Genomic DNA, 17,485 nt, shown 5'->3' with positions numbered 1-17,485 from the left:
AGGGAGGGGAATGATGGCTTGTCTAAAGCTCGACCTTCCAGTCCCAACCGAGCGGGTCGCCGTCCATCACCTCCACGCCGGCGCCGAGCAATTCGTCGCGGATCGCGTCGGAACGGGGGAAGTCCTTGGCCGCGCGCGCTTCCTTGCGCTGGGTCAGGCGAGTCTCGATCTCGGCTTCTGTGACCTTCGCCTCGGCCGGGCGGACGCGCAGGTCGGCGCGGCTGAGCGCGAGCAGGTCGAGGCCGAGCACCGCGTCGAACTGGGCGAGCGTCATCAGCCGCGCTTCCTGGCCGAGCTGCTTGTCGGCGAGCAACTCCTCGAGCACCGGCAGCGCCTTGGGCGTGTTGAGGTCGTCCGAGACCGCTGCGTCGAGCCGTTCGAGATAGCCGCCCGCATCCCCACCGCCCTTGCCCTCGGTCGCGCGGAATTTCTCGGCGGCGAGGACGAGGCGGCGCAGGCGGACCAGCGCCGCCATCAGGTTCTCGCCGCTGAACTCGAGCTCGCTGCGATAGTGCGCGGAAAGGCACATCAGACGGTAGGCGAGCGGGTGAACGCCCTTCGCGACCAGCGCGTCGAGCGTGGCGATGCCGCCCTTCGACTTCGACATCTTGCCGCCGCGATCAACCAGGAAGTTGTTGTGCATCCACACCCGCGCGCCGCTGTCGCCGCAGCGGCAATGCGCCTGGTTCTGGGCGATCTCGTTGACGTGGTGGATCTCGCGATGGTCGATCCCGCCGGTGTGGATGTCGAAGGGCAAGCCGAGCAGTTCGGCGCTCATCACCGAGCATTCGAGATGCCAGCCCGGCGCGCCGCGGCCCCAGGGCGAATCCCACTCCATCTGGCGCGTCTCGCCCGGCGGGGTAGTGCGCCAGATCGCGAAGTCCTGCGGATGGCGCTTTCCCTCGACACTCTCGATGCGGCTTTCGCCGGCATCGTCCTGCCCGCCCGAGAGGCGGCCATAGTCGGGCACGGTGCTGCTGTCGAAATAGAGGCCGCTGTCGAGCCGGTAGCAGTTCGTCTCCGCGAAGCCCTTCGCGAACTCGATCATCTTGCCGACATAGTCGGTCGCCAGCGGCATATGGTCGGGGGTGCGGATGTTGAGATCGTGCAGGTTGCGGCGGAACACATCGGCATAATGGCGCGAGATGTCCCATGCGCTCATGCCGCGCTTCTTCGCCGCGGCCTCCATCTTGTCCTCGCCCTCGTCGGCGTCGGAGGTCAGATGACCGACATCGGTGATGTTGAGCACATGCTTGAGCGGATAGCCCTTCCACCGCAGCACGCGGCTGAGCGTGTCGGTGAAGACATAAGCGCGCAGATTGCCGAGATGCGGGTCGCTATAGACGGTCGGCCCGCACGAATAGACGCGCGCGCCCTTGACGGGATCGATCGGCGCGAACGGTTCGAGCGTGCGGGTGAGCGAATTGTAGAGGATGAGCGGCGCGGCAGTCATGCCCGCGCCATAGCGCGGCGGAGGCGGCGGTCAAACCGCCTCCGCGCGTTCAGGCGGCAAGCGAGTCGGGCTTGCGGCTGGTGTGGAACAGGCCAGCACCGAACGTGCCGCCATTATTGATCGGTAGTGCCGTGCCGCAGAAGGCGCATTCCGCGGTCATCCGTCCCACGGTCCAGTGCGACTGGCCGCAGCCGGGGCAATGGTTGCGCTCGCCCGGGTGAAAGGCGATGCGGTAGCCGCTATTGGCGGCAGTGAAGGCGTCGGTGTCGTAATACATCGGTTCGTCTCCAAACGTGACCGGTTCGACGCACGGAATCGCCGTTTGTTCCAAGCGGGCTTCGAAATGGAGCCGGCGGTGTTGCCAAGCCGCAACAGTTGCGGGGTCAGGCGAGCGGGCGAATCCGGTCGAGAACGGTGTACGCCATCACCGCGGTGGCGACCGCGGCGTTGAGGCTGTCGGCCTTGCCAAGCATCGGGATTTTCACGCGAATATCGCACGCTTCGGCATAGGCTGGGGGCAGGCCCTGCGCTTCGTTGCCGGTGAGCAGGAAGACGGGCGCGGCGAAGGCCGGCGCGCGGTAATCGACAGCGCCTTCGAGCGCGAGGCCGACCAGCTGGCCGGGGCCGCTGCGCAGCCAGCCTTGAAATTCGTCCCATGGCGCGCGCGCGATCGGGATGGTGAACAGCGCGCCCATGCTCGCGCGCACCGCCTCGACGCTGAACGGATCGACGCACTCGTCGACCAGGATCAGCCCGCCCGCGCCGACCGCATCGGCGGTGCGCAGGATCGTGCCGAGATTACCGGGATCGCGCAGCCGCTCGGCGACCAGCCAGAGCGGCGCTGAGGTGCGGTCGAGCCGGGCGAGGTCGGTCGGCAACTCGCGATAGACGCCGACCACCGCGCCTGGATTGTCCTTGCCCGAGAGCTTGGAGAGGATGTCGGCGTCGGTCGCGATCGCCTCGCCGCCTGCGGCCTCGGTCTCGGCGACCAGCGCGGCGGCCAGCGCGTGGGTCTCATGCCCCTTCGCGAAGAACAGATATTCGGGCAGGTGCCCGGCCTCGCGCGCTTCGGTCAGAATGCGCAGCCCCTCGGCGAGGAACAAGCCCTCGTCGCGGCGATGCTTCTTGTCGCGCAGGCTGCGCACCCGCTTGACCAGCGGGTTGGAAAAGGCGGTGATCTCGCGGGGCATCAATCCTCGCCGAAGCGATCCTCGACCAGCCCGACCAGCTTGAGCACCGCATCCTCGGCGCCGTCGCCCGCAGCGCTGATCGTGATCGTGTCGCCCATCGCGGCGCCGAGCATCATCAGCCCCATGATCGAGGTGCCGGTGACCGCATTGCCATCCTTCTCGACGGTCAGCTCGACCGGCTGGGAGGAGGCGAGGGTGACGAACTTGGCGCTGGCGCGGGCGTGCAGGCCACGGCGGTTGCCGATCAGGACCGTCCGGCTGACGCGACTCAAGCGGCAGCCTCCCCGAGAACCTCGGACGCGACGGTGATGTATTTGCGGCCCGCCTCGCGCGCGGCGGCGACGGCTTCGGTGACCTTCATCGTCTTGCGCGCACCGCCGAGGCGAATCAGCATGGGCAGGTTGATGCCGGCGATCACCTCGATCCGGCCGGCTTCCATGAGCGAAATGGCGAGGTTGGACGGGGTGCCGCCGAACAGGTCGGTCAGCACGATCACGCCGCGCCCGGCGTCGACGTCGGTGATCGCCCTGGCGATGTCGGACCGGCGGCCCTCCATATCGTCCTCGGGGCCGATCGAGATGGTGGCGATTCGCTCTTGCTTGCCCACCACATGCTCCATCGCGACGACGAACTCCTCCGCGAGCCGCCCGTGCGTCACGAGTACCAGACCGATCATTTTCTATGTTTGTCCCATGCGGTTCATCTTGCGACCGGGGGGCCTTCTAGCGAGTCCTGCGGTGCGGTCTGCAAGTCACGATGCGCCACCGTGGGCGAAAATCCCGCGTCGCGCAACCGGGCAGCGACGCGTTCGGCGACATGGACCGAGCGGTGTCTCCCTCCGGTACAGCCGAAGGCAATGGTAACATAGGATTTTCCCTCGGCCCGGTAGCGCGGGAGCAGCGACAGGATGAGCCCCTCGATGCGCTCAAGCGCGTCGGCATAGGCGGGGTCCGCGGCGACATAATCGGCCACGTCGCGATCCTTGCCAGTGCCCGGGCGCAGCGAATCGACCCAATGCGGATTGCGCAGGAAGCGCATGTCGAACACGAAATCGGCATTGGCCGGGATGCCGCGCGCGAAGCCGAACGACATCACCGACAGCGTTGGTTCGCCGAGCCCTTCGCCGGAGAAGGTCGCGCGGATCTTCTGCGCGAGTTCGTTGCCCGACATGTTGCTGGTGTCGATCAGCCGGTTGGCCCAGCGACGCAGCGGTTCGAGCAGTTCGCGCTCGCGGGCGATGCCTTGGCCAGCGGGGCGATCCTGTGCGAGCGGATGGCGCCGGCGCGTCTCGTTGTAGCGGCGTTCGAGCTCGGCGCCCGCGCAGTCGAGAAACAACGTCCCGATGTCGTAGCCGCGTTCGTCGCGCAGCTTCTTGATGCGCCGCACGATGCTGTCGGCATCGAAGCCGCGCGTGCGCGTGCCGATGCCGAGCGCGAGCGGGCGGTCATCGCCATCGGCGCCCTCCGCCGGCTCGGTGTCGAGCAGGCGGTTGAGCAGCAGGAGGGGGAGGTTGTCGACCACTTCCCAGCCCAGATCCTCGAGCGTGCGCAGCACGGTCGACTTGCCCGCGCCGGACATGCCGGTGACGAGCAGGATCTGCTTGGGCCTGATCTTGCTCACCTGGCGCGCTTCATGCCGCGGTCCAGCCGATGTGGCGCAGCGCCAGCTCGACCTTGACCGGCGCCGAGGGCTCGAGCGCGGCGAGCGCGACCTCGGGAATGTCGATCCCGGCGATGCGGCGTTTCTTCGGCCCCTCGGGCATGCGCGGCGGGTCCTCGAGGATGTTGACGAGCAGCGCGATCGGCACGCGATCCTGGTGCGGCATGTCGATCACGCCGATCCCGCGCACCTCGATCTTGCCCGTGATGTTGGCCGGCGCCGAGCCGAGCAGCGCGCCGTCGGTGCGGGTGCAGATGGTGTAGTCGTCCGACACCAGCACCGCGCCGCGGTCGATCAGCCGCAGCGCGAGATCCGACTTGCCTTCGCCGGAGCGGCCCTCGATCAGCACCGCGCGCCCATCAATGGCGACGCACGAGGCATGCAGCGTTTCGGAAGAGACGACGGCCACGCGATACCCCCGTATTGTCAGCCTGGTTGCACCAGCGGAAGGCGGACGAAGAAGCGCGCACCATGCATGCGATCCTCGCGCGATTCGACCCCGATCGTGCCCTGATGGCCTTCGACGATGGTGCGCGCGATGGCAAGCCCCAGCCCCGAATGCCGGCCGAACGCCTCGGCGTCGGGCCGCACCGAATGGAAACGGCGGAACACCGCCTCGCGCGCTTCCTCGGGCACGCCCGGGCCTTCGTCCTCGACACGCGCTTCGAGCAGGTCATCGATCGTGGCGATCGAGAGCGTGACCAGCCCGCCTTCGGGCGAGAAGGAAATGGCGTTGTCGATCAGGTTCTCGAACACCCGCTCCAGCCGCGCGCCTTCGCCCATCACGCGCGGGATCGGCCCGATCGGCGGGTCGAAACGCAGGCGCACGCCGCGCGCGACGCCACGCTCGTTGCGCTGGGCGATCAGCCCGTCGAGCATCGCGACGATGTTCACCGGCTCGAACTTGGCGCGGGAGAGCTGCGCGTCGAGGCGGGAGGCTTCGGAAATGTCACTGATCAGCCGGTCGAGCCGGTGGACGTCGTCGCGCACGATCGCCAGCAGCCGCTCCTGCAATTCGGGATCGCGGACATTGGCGAGCCCGTCGACCGCGGAGCGCAGCGAGGCGAGGGGGTTCTTGAGCTCGTGCGCGAGATCGGCGGCGAACGCTTCGGTCGCGTCGATCCGAGCGCGCAGCGCCTGGCTCATGTCCGACAGCGAGCGCGCGAGATGGCCGATCTCGTCGCGCCGCTCGGGCAGGCGCGGCACCACCACCTCGCGCGCACGGCCGAGCCGCACGCGCACCGCGGCACGCGCGAGGCGGCGGAGCGGGCGGACGATCGTGCGCGCGAGGAACAGCGAGAGGAAGATCGACAGCCCCATCACCACCGCGAGCACGACGCCGAGCCGGAAGCGCTCGATCCGCACCGTCTGGGTGATCTCGCGGGCGTTGTCGGTGGTGAACACCGCGCCCTCGGGACCATAGGAAGCCGCGGCAGTGATCACCGGCGTGCGATCGGGCGCGCGCCACACGCTGGCGCTGGCCTCGCCGGTGCGCATCACCGCGGCGAGATCGGGCCAGTCCAGCCCCTTGCTCGCGCCACGCTCGCGGAATTGCGGCGCACGGTCGGCGCCGGCCACGGTGTCGATGATCGCGTCGAGGAAGCGCGCGGCGCTCTGGTTCCACGGATCCTTGTCGGGATCGCGCAGCACGACGTTGTTGAGACCCAGCGCCCGCGTATCGAGCGTCACGCGGCCCGTCCGGTCGTAGAGGCGGATGCGCAGCCCGGCTTCGGTCGCGACACGCAGGACGAGCGCGGTGCGGTCGTCCGGCGGGGTCATCGCCACCGCCTGCGCGATCAGCCGCGCCTCGCGGCTCGCCTGCTCGACCTTGTCGTCGACGATCCGCGCGCGGAAGCTGTCGAGATAGAAGAAGCCGCCCGCCAGCATCGCCAGCGCGAAGATGTTGACCGCCAGGATGCGCGGCGTGAGGCTGAGCCGGGCCGACCAGCGCAGCGCGAGATCGCGGTCTTCGCGCGGCGCCTTATTCGTCGGAGAATCGATATCCGGCGCCATAGAGCGTCTCGATGGCGTCGAATTCGGGATCGACCTGGCGGAACTTGCGGCGGACGCGCTTGATGTGGCTGTCGATGGTGCGGTCATCGACATAGATGTCGTCCTGATACGCCGCGTCCATCAGCTGGTTGCGCGTCTTGACGATGCCCGGGCGCTGCGCGAGCGTTTCGAGGATCAGGAACTCGGTGACGGTGAGCGTCACGTTGCTGCCGCCCCAGGTCACCTTGTGCCGCGCCGGGTCCATGTTCAGCCGGCCGCGCTCGATCACGGGCTGCACTTCCTCCTCGGACTCCGCGCCAGGCGATGCCGAAACAGCCTCGGTCCGCCGCAGGATCGCGCGGATACGGGCGAGCAGCAGGCGCTGGCTGAACGGCTTGGCGATATAGTCGTCGGCGCCCATGGCGAGCCCCAGCGCCTCGTCGAGCTCGTCGTCCTTGCTGGTGAGGAAGATCACCGGCGTCGCCTGGCGCTCGCGCAGGCGGCGCAGCAGCTCCAGCCCGTCCATCTTGGGCATCTTGATGTCGAGCACCGCCAGGTCCGGCGGATTCTCGATCAGCGCCTTGAGCGCGGTCTCGCCGTCCGAATAGACGCGCGTCACAAAGCCTTCGGCCTGCAGCGCGATCGAGACCGAGGTGAGGATATTCCGGTCGTCGTCAACCAGCGCGATCGTTGCGGTCATGGCGCGTGGCGTAGCGGAATGCGCGGGCCTGCTCAACCGGGTGAACCGATGGCCCCGATACTTCCGCCCTTCCATCCTGCCAACGCTGTCGGACGGGGCATCGCGCCAAGTCAACGTTGTCTCGTAATCCGAATTGGTTAGCTCCGCCGTTGACACCGGTTACTGGCATTGACCCCCATTCCGCGCACTGCCTATGCGCGACTCACTGATTACAAAAGTAACGATCGCCAGAGGCTCTTGCGGGCTCCGGCGATAGGGAGACGGACATTGACTGACCGGAAGCCACTTGGCCTCGATGCGCTCGGCGTCGGGGAGGCAGCCACCATTCACTGGAACCTGCTGACTGCGCCGCTGGTCGAGCATGCTGTGCAGCGCGGCGAGGGCAGGCTGGCCAAGGACGGGCCGCTGGTCGTCGCCACCGGCAAGCACACCGGGCGCAGCGCCAAGGACAAGTTCATCGTCCGCGACGCGACGACCGAGGACAATGTCTGGTGGGGCGAGGTCAACCGCGCGATGAGCCCGGAGCATTTCGCGGCGCTCAAGGCCGATTTCCTTAGCGCTCTCGGCACCAAGGACACGCTGTTCGTGCAGGACCTGTACGGCGGGTCGCAGCCCGAGCATCGGCTCAACGTCCGCGTCGTCAACGAGCTCGCCTGGCACAGCCTGTTCATCCGCACGCTGCTGGTGCGGCCCGGGGCGGACGAGCTGGCCGGCTTCGATCCCGAATATACGATCATCGACCTGCCGAGCTTCCGCGCCGATCCCGCGCGCCACGGCACCCGCAGCGAGACGGTGATCGCGGTCAACCTGACCGAGAAGCTGATCCTGATCGGCGGCACCGCCTATGCCGGCGAGATGAAGAAGAGCGTGTTCGGCCTGCTCAACTATCTGCTGCCGGTGAAGGGCATCATGCCGATGCACTGCTCGGCCAATATCGGCCCCAATGGCGACACCGCGGTGTTCTTCGGCCTCTCCGGCACGGGCAAGACCACGCTGTCGGCCGATGCCAGCCGCACGCTGATCGGCGACGACGAGCATGGCTGGTCGGACACCGCCGTGTTCAACTTCGAGGGCGGCTGCTACGCCAAGATGATCAACCTCTCGCCCGAGGCCGAACCGGAGATCTACGCGACCACCAGGCGTTTCGGCACGGTGCTCGAGAATGTCGTGATGGACGCCGAGACGCGCGAACTCGACCTCGACGACAATTCGCTCGCCGAGAACAGCCGCGGTTCCTACCCGCTCGATTTCATTCCCAACACGTCGAAGGACAATATGGGGCCGGTGCCGAAGAACATCATCTTCCTGACGGCCGACGCCTATGGCGTGCTCCCGCCGATCGCGAAGCTGACGCCGGAGCAGGCGATGTACCACTTCCTCTCGGGCTATACCGCGCGCGTCGCGGGAACCGAGATCGGCGTGACCGAGCCGACCGCGACCTTCTCGACCTGCTTCGGCGCGCCGTTCATGCCGCGCCACCCGTCGGTCTATGGCAATCTGCTCAAGAAGCGGATCGCGGAAAGCGGCGTCGATTGCTGGCTGGTCAACACCGGCTGGAGCGGTGGCAAGGCGACGATGCCGGGGATCAAGCGCATGCCGATCAAGGTGACGCGCGCGCTGCTCAACGCCGCGCTCGACGGCAGCCTCAAACATGCCGAGTTCCGCAAGGACCCCAATTTCGGCTTCATGGTGCCGGTCGAGCTGGGCGAGATCGATCCCAACATGCTCGATCCGCGCGCGGCCTGGGCGAACAAGGCCGAATATGACGCGACCGCAGCCAAGCTGGTCGACGAGTTCGTCGCCAATTTCGCCCAATTTGAAAGCCAGGTGGACGAGGGCGTGCGCCAAGCCGCGCCCCAAAGTCAAAAGCACGCTACCGAAACCGCCTGAATCGCCCGGTCATCGATCGGGCACCCCAAGGAAGCCCGATCGATGACCGACCATCCCATCCGTTTCTTCGTCAGTGACGCCGCGATCGTCCATCTCGGCGAGGGCTTGCTCGCCTGCACCCTCGCGCGCGAGGAATGGACGCACGAGGCGCATTTGGCGGCGTGCCTCTATCTGCTGGCGTGGCGTTCCGATATCGACGTGGATGCGCAGATCGCCGGCCTCATCTCGCGCTTCAACGAAAGTGTCGGCGGGGTGAATGATGACCAGAACGGCTATCATGACACGATCACCCGCGCCTATGTCGCGGGCGTGCGGCGGTTCTTGCGCGAGTGTGCGACCGGCGACCTGACCGCCGACGTCAACGCGCTGCTCGCGAGCGAGGCTGGCAGCCGCGACTGGCCGCTGCGCTTCTACAGCCGCGAGCTGCTTTTCTCGGTGCAGGCGCGGCGCGGGTTCGTCGAGCCGGACCTCGCGCCGCTGCCCTAGGCCCCAACCGTCAGTCGAGCATCGATGCCGGAACCTTGCCGCCATTCGCGGCAAGCTCCTGCATTACGCGCTTGTGGAGCCAGATGTTCATCTCGGCGCTGCCGTCGAGGTCGCCGGTATAGCCCAGCTCCTGTGCCAGCTCCTTGCGCTCGGCGAGGCTCGATTCGAGGCCGACCAGCTTCATCAGGTCGACGATCGACGTCCGCCAGTTGAGGTCGCGCCCGTCGTTGCTGTCGAGCTCGACCAGAATGGCCTCGATATCCACTTCCTGCGGCTGTTCGGGCGCGGGCTGCGGGGTCGGCTGCGCGGCGACCGCCTCGGGCTGCGGCGCGGCTTCCACCGGCGCGGGGGCGGCCTTCGCCTTGCCGAAGATCGCGTTCTTGATCGACGAGAAAATGCCCATGCCTACTCTCCTCAAAACGCCGCGTAACCGTGCGGCACATCACCCGATCGCCATGCTGGCGACGTTCGGCGACATGGCGATGACGCATGAAACGGGAAAAAGTGCCGTTCCCGCGCCGGGCTCGCCTCGCCCCCATTTTCCGGGCATGATAGGCAAGCACAGCCCCCCAGGCATGGCAAGGAGAACGACCGATGAGCATTCTCGACAGCATTCTCGGCCAAGTTGCCGAAAACTCGACCGTCACCAACCTCGCGGCCAAGGTCGGCCTGTCGCCCGAGCATGTCGAATCGGCGATCCAGTCGCTGGCGAAGCATCATGTGATGGAAGGCGACACCGCCGAAGGCGCGGCCGCCGCGACCGGCCTTCCGGTCGACAAGCTGCAGGAGATCATCGGCCAGATCGGCGGCGAGGGTTCGCTCGGCCATTTCGCCAACCTGCTCCAGCAGGACGGTGCGGCCGGCGGGCTGCTCGGCGCGCTCGACAAGGACGGCGACGGCAATCCGCTCAACGACCTGACCGGGATCGCTTCCGGCTTTTTCGGCAAGAAGTAACGCTTTTGCGCCGCTCGCTTGACATCGGGCGGGCGGCGCGGTTTTCTGCATGGCGATGGGGGCGGCGATCTCCCCATGAGGCGTCAGCCGAAGTGTCGCGTCCGCAATTCGTGAAGGACGCACCATGCCTGCACCGGATATGATTTCCGTTTCGACGCTCGCCCGTTTGACTGGCGCGCCGGACGCCCCCCGGCTGATCGACGTGCGCGAACCCGCGGGGAGCGAGCGGATCCCGGGAGCCACGCGCCGCCTGCCGGTCTCACCCGAACCCCGCGCGGTCGTGATCGACGAGACCGGTGGCGCAGCCGCCCATGCCATCGCCGCCCGCTTGCGGCACGACGGCATTGCCGCCGAAGTGCTCGAGGGCGGGCAGGCGGCATGGACCGCGGCCGGCCTGCCGCTGGTGCCCGAGGCCGCGCTGGTGCGCGACGCGGAGGATCGCTCGCTCTGGGTGACACGCGGCCGGCCCAAAGTGGATCGCATCGCCTGCCCGTGGCTGATCCGCCGCTTCGTCGATCCGCATGCGGTGATCCTGTTCGTGGCGCCGGGCGAGGTGCAGGGCGTGGCCGCGCAGACCGGGGCAGCCCCCTTCGACATCGCCGCGCAGGGCGTGCGCTGGACGCATCGCGGCGAGCTCTGCACCTTCGACGTGATGATCGAAGAACTGGGCCTTGGCGGGTTCGAGGCGCTGACGCAGCTCGCGCCGATCGTGCGCGGCGCCGACACAGCGCGGCTCGATCTCGCGCCCGAGGCGGCGGGGCTGCTCGCCGTCTCGCTAGGCCTGTCGCGGCTGCATGCCGACGACCATGCGCAGCTCGACGCCGGTATGGCGGTCTATGACGCGCTCTTCCGCTGGGCGCGTGACGCACGCGAGGAAAAGCATGACTGGACCTCGCACCAGCCGCGCGGAGGCAAGGCGTGAGCGTCGCGGCGGCGGGCGCACGGCCCGCACCGGTCTCGCTGGGCGAGGCGGCCGGCGTGTGGGCGCGGATCGCCGCGCTCTCGTTCGGCGGGCCGGCGGGGCAGATCGCGGTGATGCACCGCATCCTGGTCGACGAGAAGCGCTGGATTGGCGAGCAGCGGTTCCTCCACGCGCTCAACTTCTGCATGCTGCTGCCGGGCCCCGAGGCGCAGCAGCTCGCCACCTATATCGGCTGGTTGCTCCACAAGCGGCTGGGCGGGCTGATCGCCGGGGGATTGTTCATCCTGCCCGGCGCGCTGGCGATCATGGCGCTGAGCTGGGTCTATGTGCTCTACGGCAACACCGGTCTCGTCGCCGGGCTGTTCCTCGGGCTCAAGGCGGCGGTGCTGGCGATCGTGCTGCAGGCGGTGATCCGCATCGGCAGCCGCGCGCTGCGGACCGCGGAGGCGAAGCTGCTTGCGGCTGTGGCGTTCGTGCTGATCTTCTTCTTGGCGGTGCCGTTCCCGATCATCGTGCTCGGCGCGGCGCTGATCGGCTGGCTGGCGGGGCGCGCGGGCAGTCTGGCCTTTGCCGGCGGCGGCGGACATGGCGCGGCAGGCGCGGGCGTGACCGATGCCGATACGTTGCTGGGCGAGGGGCTGCCCGAACATGCCCGGCCGCGCTGGCAGGGCGTGGTGTTCGACGTCGTCCTCTGGCTGATCCTGTGGCTCGCGCCGATCGTTGCACTGCTCGTCGTGCTCGGCCCGGATCATGTGTTCAGCCAGATCGCGTTGTTCTTCGCCAAGATGGCGATGGTGACGTTCGGCGGCGCCTATGCCGTGCTCGCCTATGTCGCGCAGCAGGCGGTCGAGAATTACGGCTGGCTCAGCCCGCAGGAGATGCTCGACGGGCTCGGCATGGCGGAGACCACGCCTGGGCCGCTGATCATGGTGCTGCAGTTCGTCGGCTTCCTCGGCGCGTATCGCGACCCGGGCATGCTTTCACCGCTCTGGGCGGGGACGCTGGGCGGATTGCTTGCCACCTGGGTGACCTTCGCGCCGTGCTTCCTGTGGATCTTCCTCGGCGCGCCGTTCATCGAGCGGATGCGCGGCAATGCGGCGCTTGCGGGTGCGCTGTCGGCGATCACCGCGGCGGTAGTGGGCGTGGTGCTCAACCTCGCTTTGTGGTTCGCGATCCATGCGGTGTTCCGGCGGGTGACGCCGGTGGAGGCGGGGCCGGTCAAGTTCGACTTGCCAGTGCTCGCCAGTATCGATCCGTGGACCGCGTTGCTGACGCTCGCTGCGATCGTCGCGGTGTTCCGCTTCCGGATCGGCACCTTCACCGTGCTCGCGGCGGCTGCCGTAGCGGGGATCGCGCTGCGGTTCGCCGGACTGGCGTGATCGGTCAGCCGAACAGGCTGCCGTCGGCGACCTCGCTATGCTCCACCTCGCGCGGCCGCTCGAGCAGGAAGCGGTCGTCCTCGGGATAGTAGCGGGCGGTGGCGATGTCCGCGCCGGCAAAGGCGCGGATGTCGTCGAGGGTGCGCCACCAGCTCAGCGTCACCACCTCGCTGGTGCCGTCGCCGAGATCGCGGAACAGCATCTGCCAGCCGAGATTGCCGGGCGTGGCGGTGTAGTCGCTCCCGCCCGTCCCGGCGATATAGGCGCGATAGGCCTCGCGCTCGGCAGTGCGGATGACGCCGCGCCAGCGCCGCAGGATCACGCCCTGCGGCTCGCGATGTGGCGGTCGATGACGCTTTCGAGCACGGTCAGCGGGACGCTGCCGCCGAGCACCACCGCGTCGTTGAACGCCTTGAAGTCGTAGCGCGGGCCGAGCGCCTTCTGCGTCTTGGTGCGCAGCGTGTTGATCTCGGTATGGCCGAGCTTGTAGCCGCACGCCTGGCCGGGCCAGGAGCAATAGCGGTCGACTTCGCCGCTGACCTCCTCGACCGACGAACCGTTGGCGGTGGCGAACCATTCGATCGCCTGGCTGCGGGTCCATTTCTTGGCGTGGAGGCCGGTGTCGACCACCAGCCGGCAGGCGCGGAAGGCGAGGGACTGGAGATAGCCTAGGCGACCGATGGGGTCTTCGTCATAGGCGCCGAGCTCGGCGCCGAGCTGCTCGGCATAGAGCGCCCAGCCCTCGGTATAGGCGTTGAACGACAGCAGCGAGCGGACCAGCGGCAGCTTGAAGGTATATTCGCCCTGCCAGGCGTGCCCCGGAATGCCCTCGTGATAGGCGAGCGTCGGCAGGCTGAAGCGCGAGTGCAACAGCGTGGTGCGCAGGTTGAGCCACACCCGGCCCGGCACCGTGCCGTCGATCGACCCCGCGCCGCCATAGGCGCCCGGTGCGCCCGGCTCCTCGGCCAGCGGGAGCCGCTTTACCTCGACATTGCCCTTGACCAGGGTGTGGAACGCGCGCGGCATCCGGCTGCGCATGTCCATGATCCGGCCGGTCATGAACTTGAGGATCTCGGCACGCCCCGCGTCATTGTCGGGGAACAGGAAGCGCGGGTCCTTGCCCAAAGCCGTCATCCGCGCGCCCACCGTGCCCTGGGTGAAGCCCTGCTTCCTGAGGATCACGTCCATCTCGGCCTGGAGCGCCTTCAGCTCCTCCTGGCCGGTCTTGTGCACCTCGTCCGGCGTCATCGTCGTGGTGGTGCCAGCGCGTAGCGCCCAGGCGTAGTATGCCTCGCCGTCGGGGAATTTCCACACGCCCGCATGCGAGGTCGCCTTGGTGCGGTGGCGCTTGAGCTCCTCGATCTGGCGGTCGAGCGCGGGGGCGATTCTGCCCGCGGCGATCCGCGCCGCTTCCGCGGCCTGGCTGCCGGTGACCGACGGCTTGCCGGTGTAGTTGGTCACCAGCTCCCACTTGCCGGCATCGGTGCCGCGGGTCAGCGCGATCTGCTTCAGGCATTTGTCGAGCAGGAAATCGGGCGCGATCACGCCCTTGTCATAGGCGACCTTGAGCCGCTCGGTCTCGCCGTCGAGCAGGCCGGCATATTGGTCGAAGCGCGCGAGCCAGCTCGCCGCATCGGCCGCGTTCTCGACCTTGTGCTCGGTGTCGAGGAAGCGCGGGATGTCGAGATAGCCGCCGACATTCTGCACCACGACATAGGGCGAATTGCGCCACCCGCCGACCGCGACGTCGCCATAGGGAAAGGCGAAGCCGTCGAGCGCGTTCCTGAACGCGGTGGTGACCGCATCGACATTGGTGCGCATCACCGGGCTGAGGCCCTTGGGGTCGAGCGCCTTCAGTTCCGCGACGCGCTTGCGCAGCCCCTCGGCGACGCGCGCCTTGCCGGCGATGCTGCGATCCTCGAGCTTCGAGCGCAGATGCGCGCGCTCGCCCTTGTCGATGCCAAGGCTGGTCGCGCTCTCGGGGCCATTCTCGAGCAGCTGCTCGGCGGTGGCGGTGAGCAGCTTGTCCGCCGCCGCATCGCCCGCCGCCGCGGCCTGGCCACGCGCGAAGGCGGGGAGCGCGGGCAGCGTCGCGAGCGTGGCGGTGGTGGCGAGGAACTGGCGGCGAGTGGTGCGCATGGGGTCTCCGGGAAACGGGGAGGGTGGTTACGCGCGAGACCTTAGCGCGGCGGATTGGAAGCGCCACCCCGGTTTGCCTGATCCGCGGGGGAACGGCTCAGACGGCTTCGAGCACCATGTTGAAGGGCCCTTCGGTGGCGCGCCGGACCCGTTCGAAACCCGCCTCACGGACGATTTGCGCGAGCTTGGCCTCGCCGGCCTGCGCGCCCAGGCCCTCGCCCACTTCCTGATCCAGCGAGGTCGGGACGCAGATCATCGTCGATGCATTGTAGTAGAGCCGCCCGACCGGATTGAAATTCTGCTCGGGGCTGTCGCCGGCGATCGGTTCGACGATCATCCAGGTGCCGCCCGGCGCCAGGATGCTGCGCATATGCGCGGCGCACCCGCGCGGATCGCCCATGTCGTGCAGGCAGTCGTACATGGTGACGAGATCGAAGCCGCCGTCCGCGATCTCCTTCGCGGCCGCGACCTCGAAGCGCACACGATCGCCGAGGCCATGCGCCTCGGCATGGCGGCGCGCCTCCTCGATCGACGGCGCGTGGAAGTCGTAGCCGGTGAACTCGCTCTCCGGATAAGCCTCCGCCATCAGCAGGGTGGAAAAGCCTACGCCGCAGCCGACATCGGCCACCTTCGCCCCGCCGCGCAGCCTGGCCTCGACCCCGTCCAGCGCGGGAATCCACGCCTGCACGATGTTGTTCACATAGCCTGGCCGAAAAAAAGCGCCCGTCGCGCAGAACAGGCAGCCGGCATGATCGCCCCAGCGCACGCCGGTGCCGTGGCGGAAGCATTCCTCGACCTTCGGTTCCGCCTCGATCATCGCGGCGACCAGCTCGAACGCGCCGGCCAGATAGACGGGGCTGTCCTGGTTCACGAACACCATCGCCTGCTCGGGCGACAGGCTGAAACGATCGGTCGCAGGATCGAAATCGACATAGCCGTTTGCCGTCTGCGCCAGCGCCCATTCGCGCACATAGCGCTCGTGAAGCCCGCCTGCGCGCTCGGCGAGTTCAGCTGCGGTGGCGGGGGACTGCGCGAGCGCCTCGAACAGCCCCGACCGGAGGCCGATGCGCACCGTTGGCACGCTCATCGCGCCGCCGAGATCTCCCAGCATCTTGCCGATGAACGTGTGAAGCTTTGCTTCGTCGATCGCTGCGGGCATGTCGTTCCTCCATCCAAAGATGGATGCGACCCTTTGCCCCCTGCTCGCGACGGATCATAGCATGTCAGCAGCCTTCCTGCGACGCGCTTCGATCAGGTGTCGCCGATCGCCTTCACCGCCTCGACCACCACCACGCCGCCGCGCACGCCCGCGATCCGCGCCTTCTCGCCGACAGCAAGGTCAGGCCCCTCCGCCGGCCATTCGCCGTCGCCGACGCGCACCCGGCCGGTGCCGCCGGTGATCGGCTCGACCACCGTCACCGTCTGGCCGATCATCCGCGCGGCGCGGTTGTTGAGGTCGGGATCGCTGCTCGGTACGGGATTGGCGCCGTACCAGCGCTTGCCGACCAGCACGAACACCATCGACCAGGCCGCGAAGCTCACCAGCTGGCCGACCATCCCCAATTCGGGGAACAGCAACGCGAGCACCCCGGTGATCGCCGCGCCCATCGCGATGAAGGTCAGGTACACGCCCGGCAGCATCAGCTCGGCGATCGCGAGGATCGCGGCGAGGATCAGCCAGACGAAACCGCCCTGTTCGGCCCAGTTCATTCGCCGTCCTTCTCCACGAAGGGCGACTGGCGCACGCGGGCGGGCGGGGCAGGCGGCGCGGCGGGCGGCTGGATCTTGCCGAGCGCGTCCCTGGCGAGCTCGCCGATCCCGCCCAGCGTGCCGATCAGCTGAGTCGCCTCGACCGGGAACAGGATCGTCTTGGCATTGGGCGAGGTCGCGAACTTGCCGACCGCCTCGACATATTTCTGCGCGATGAAATAGTTGAGCGAGGCCGCGGAGCCGGATTCAACCGCCTGGCTGACCAGCTCGGTTGCCTTGGCCTCGGCCTCCGCCGCGCGCTCGCGCGCCTCGGCGTCGCGGAACGCCGATTCCTTGCGGCCCTCAGCCTCGAGGATGCGCGCCTGCTTCTGGCCCTCGGCGCGCAGGATCTCTGAAGCGCGCGAACCTTCGGCCTCGAGGATGTTGGCGCGCTTTTCGCGCTCCGCCTTCATCTGGCGGCCCATCGCGTTGACGATGTCGGCGGGCGGGCGGATGTCCTTGATCTCGACACGGGTGATCTTGACGCCCCATGGCGTGGTCGCGTGATCGACCACCGAGAGCAATCGCGCGTTGATCTCGTCGCGCTTCGACAGCGTCTCGTCGAGGTCCATCGAGCCCATCACGGTGCGCAGGTTGGTGGTCGTCAGCTGGAGCAGCGCGACATAGAGGTCACTCACCTCATATGCGGCCTTGGCAGCGTCGAGCACCTGGAAGAACACCACGCCGTCGGTGGAGATCATCGCATTGTCCTTGGTGATGATCTCCTGCCCGGGGATGTCGATCACCTGCTCCATCATGTTCACGCGGCGGCCGACGCGGTAGAAGAAGGCCGGGTAGAGGTTGAACCCGGGCTTCGCGACGGTGGTGAAGCGGCCGAAATGCTCGATCGTGTACTCATAGCCCTGGCGCACGATCTTGATGCTGGAGAACAGGTACATCAGCACCAGCAACACGCCGACGAAAAAGGCACCTACGGTCAGTTCCATCTCGACTCCCCCGGTTTCAGGGCCT

Annotated in this window: 20 protein-coding genes; 5 read left to right on the top strand and 15 right to left on the bottom strand. The window is 67.9% G+C overall.

The window, feature by feature from the left end; genetic code table 11:
- Nucleotides 1-22 precede the first annotated feature (22 nt).
- From cysS to OK349_RS06370, 9 genes are all read right to left on the bottom strand, one after another.
- Nucleotides 23-1,453 carry a cysteine--tRNA ligase gene (gene cysS, locus OK349_RS06410; protein WP_265116983.1) on the bottom strand — a complete coding sequence of 477 codons (1,431 nt, stop codon included), beginning with the start codon at nt 1,451-1,453 and terminating at the stop codon, nt 23-25.
- A gap of 49 nt (nt 1,454-1,502) precedes the next feature.
- Complete coding sequence (locus tag OK349_RS06405) at nt 1,503-1,730, bottom strand: hypothetical protein (protein WP_265116982.1); 228 nt, start codon at nt 1,728-1,730, stop codon at nt 1,503-1,505.
- A gap of 106 nt (nt 1,731-1,836) precedes the next feature.
- The gene (locus OK349_RS06400; RefSeq protein ID WP_265116981.1) at nt 1,837-2,643 is read right to left on the bottom strand and encodes a TrmH family RNA methyltransferase; all 807 of its coding nucleotides are present in this window, start codon (nt 2,641-2,643) and stop codon (nt 1,837-1,839) included.
- Nucleotides 2,643-2,915, bottom strand: a complete 273-nt coding sequence (locus OK349_RS06395) for an HPr family phosphocarrier protein (RefSeq protein ID WP_265116980.1) — start codon at nt 2,913-2,915, stop codon at nt 2,643-2,645. Before OK349_RS06395 ends, OK349_RS06400 begins: the two co-directional genes overlap by 1 nt.
- A complete protein-coding gene (locus OK349_RS06390; protein WP_265116979.1) occupies nt 2,912-3,319 on the bottom strand; it encodes a PTS sugar transporter subunit IIA in 408 nt (135 codons plus the stop codon). The genes OK349_RS06395 and OK349_RS06390 overlap by 4 nt, the downstream gene beginning before the upstream one ends.
- A gap of 23 nt (nt 3,320-3,342) precedes the next feature.
- Entirely contained in the window at nt 3,343-4,263 is a 921-nt protein-coding gene (gene rapZ / locus OK349_RS06385; protein WP_265116978.1) for an RNase adapter RapZ, read from the bottom strand.
- Nucleotides 4,264-4,273: 10 nt separating this feature from the next.
- Nucleotides 4,274-4,711 carry an HPr kinase/phosphorylase gene (locus OK349_RS06380; protein ID WP_265116977.1) on the bottom strand — a complete coding sequence of 146 codons (438 nt, stop codon included), beginning with the start codon at nt 4,709-4,711 and terminating at the stop codon, nt 4,274-4,276.
- A 17-nt stretch (nt 4,712-4,728) separates the two neighbouring features.
- On the bottom strand, nt 4,729-6,315 hold the full coding sequence (locus OK349_RS06375) for a sensor histidine kinase (protein ID WP_265116976.1): 1,587 nt from the start codon (nt 6,313-6,315) through the stop codon (nt 4,729-4,731).
- Complete coding sequence (locus OK349_RS06370; protein WP_265116975.1) at nt 6,284-6,994, bottom strand: response regulator transcription factor; 711 nt, start codon at nt 6,992-6,994, stop codon at nt 6,284-6,286. The genes OK349_RS06375 and OK349_RS06370 overlap by 32 nt, the downstream gene beginning before the upstream one ends.
- A 267-nt stretch (nt 6,995-7,261) precedes the next feature.
- Between OK349_RS06370 and OK349_RS06365 the strand changes: the two genes are divergently transcribed.
- Together OK349_RS06365 and OK349_RS06360 are read left to right on the top strand one after the other, a co-directional pair.
- Complete coding sequence (locus OK349_RS06365; protein ID WP_265116974.1) at nt 7,262-8,884, top strand: phosphoenolpyruvate carboxykinase; 1,623 nt, start codon at nt 7,262-7,264, stop codon at nt 8,882-8,884.
- A gap of 42 nt (nt 8,885-8,926) precedes the next feature.
- The gene (locus OK349_RS06360) at nt 8,927-9,370 is read left to right on the top strand and encodes a hypothetical protein (RefSeq protein ID WP_265116973.1); all 444 of its coding nucleotides are present in this window, start codon (nt 8,927-8,929) and stop codon (nt 9,368-9,370) included.
- 10 nt (nt 9,371-9,380) lie between these two features.
- Here the strand turns inward: OK349_RS06360 and OK349_RS06355 are convergent, their stop codons facing one another.
- Nucleotides 9,381-9,773 (bottom strand): DUF3597 domain-containing protein, encoded by a 393-nt coding sequence (locus OK349_RS06355; RefSeq protein WP_265116972.1) that lies wholly within the window; start codon nt 9,771-9,773, stop codon nt 9,381-9,383.
- A gap of 191 nt (nt 9,774-9,964) precedes the next feature.
- On the opposite strand from OK349_RS06355, the gene OK349_RS06350 reads away from it, so the two are divergent.
- From OK349_RS06350 to chrA, 3 genes are all read left to right on the top strand, one after another.
- A complete protein-coding gene (locus tag OK349_RS06350) occupies nt 9,965-10,324 on the top strand; it encodes a hypothetical protein (RefSeq protein WP_265116971.1) in 360 nt (119 codons plus the stop codon).
- Between the two features lie 124 nt (nt 10,325-10,448).
- Nucleotides 10,449-11,246 carry a chromate resistance protein ChrB domain-containing protein gene (locus tag OK349_RS06345; protein WP_265116970.1) on the top strand — a complete coding sequence of 266 codons (798 nt, stop codon included), beginning with the start codon at nt 10,449-10,451 and terminating at the stop codon, nt 11,244-11,246.
- A complete protein-coding gene (gene chrA / locus OK349_RS06340; RefSeq protein WP_265116969.1) occupies nt 11,243-12,625 on the top strand; it encodes a chromate efflux transporter in 1,383 nt (460 codons plus the stop codon). The genes OK349_RS06345 and chrA overlap by 4 nt, the downstream gene beginning before the upstream one ends.
- 4 nt (nt 12,626-12,629) lie before the next feature.
- Here chrA and OK349_RS06335 read toward each other — a convergent pair whose 3' ends face one another.
- From OK349_RS06335 to OK349_RS06315, 5 genes are all read right to left on the bottom strand, one after another.
- A complete protein-coding gene (locus OK349_RS06335; protein WP_265116968.1) occupies nt 12,630-12,947 on the bottom strand; it encodes a hypothetical protein in 318 nt (105 codons plus the stop codon).
- Nucleotides 12,944-14,764 carry a DUF885 domain-containing protein gene (locus OK349_RS06330; RefSeq protein WP_265116967.1) on the bottom strand — a complete coding sequence of 607 codons (1,821 nt, stop codon included), beginning with the start codon at nt 14,762-14,764 and terminating at the stop codon, nt 12,944-12,946. Before OK349_RS06330 ends, OK349_RS06335 begins: the two co-directional genes overlap by 4 nt.
- 97 nt (nt 14,765-14,861) lie before the next feature.
- Complete coding sequence (locus tag OK349_RS06325) at nt 14,862-15,923, bottom strand: methyltransferase domain-containing protein (RefSeq protein ID WP_265116966.1); 1,062 nt, start codon at nt 15,921-15,923, stop codon at nt 14,862-14,864.
- A gap of 92 nt (nt 15,924-16,015) precedes the next feature.
- Nucleotides 16,016-16,474 (bottom strand): NfeD family protein, encoded by a 459-nt coding sequence (locus OK349_RS06320; RefSeq protein ID WP_265116965.1) that lies wholly within the window; start codon nt 16,472-16,474, stop codon nt 16,016-16,018.
- Nucleotides 16,471-17,460, bottom strand: a complete 990-nt coding sequence (locus OK349_RS06315; protein ID WP_265116964.1) for an SPFH domain-containing protein — start codon at nt 17,458-17,460, stop codon at nt 16,471-16,473. The genes OK349_RS06320 and OK349_RS06315 overlap by 4 nt, the downstream gene beginning before the upstream one ends.
- Nucleotides 17,461-17,485 lie beyond the last annotated feature (25 nt).

Origin of the sequence: Sphingomonas sp. BT-65 (assembly GCF_026107375.2) — a bacterium.
GTDB lineage: Bacteria > Pseudomonadota > Alphaproteobacteria > Sphingomonadales > Sphingomonadaceae > Sphingomonas.
Note: the sequence above shows the minus strand (reverse complement) of the source record. Positions and strands in the feature narration are given on the sequence as shown.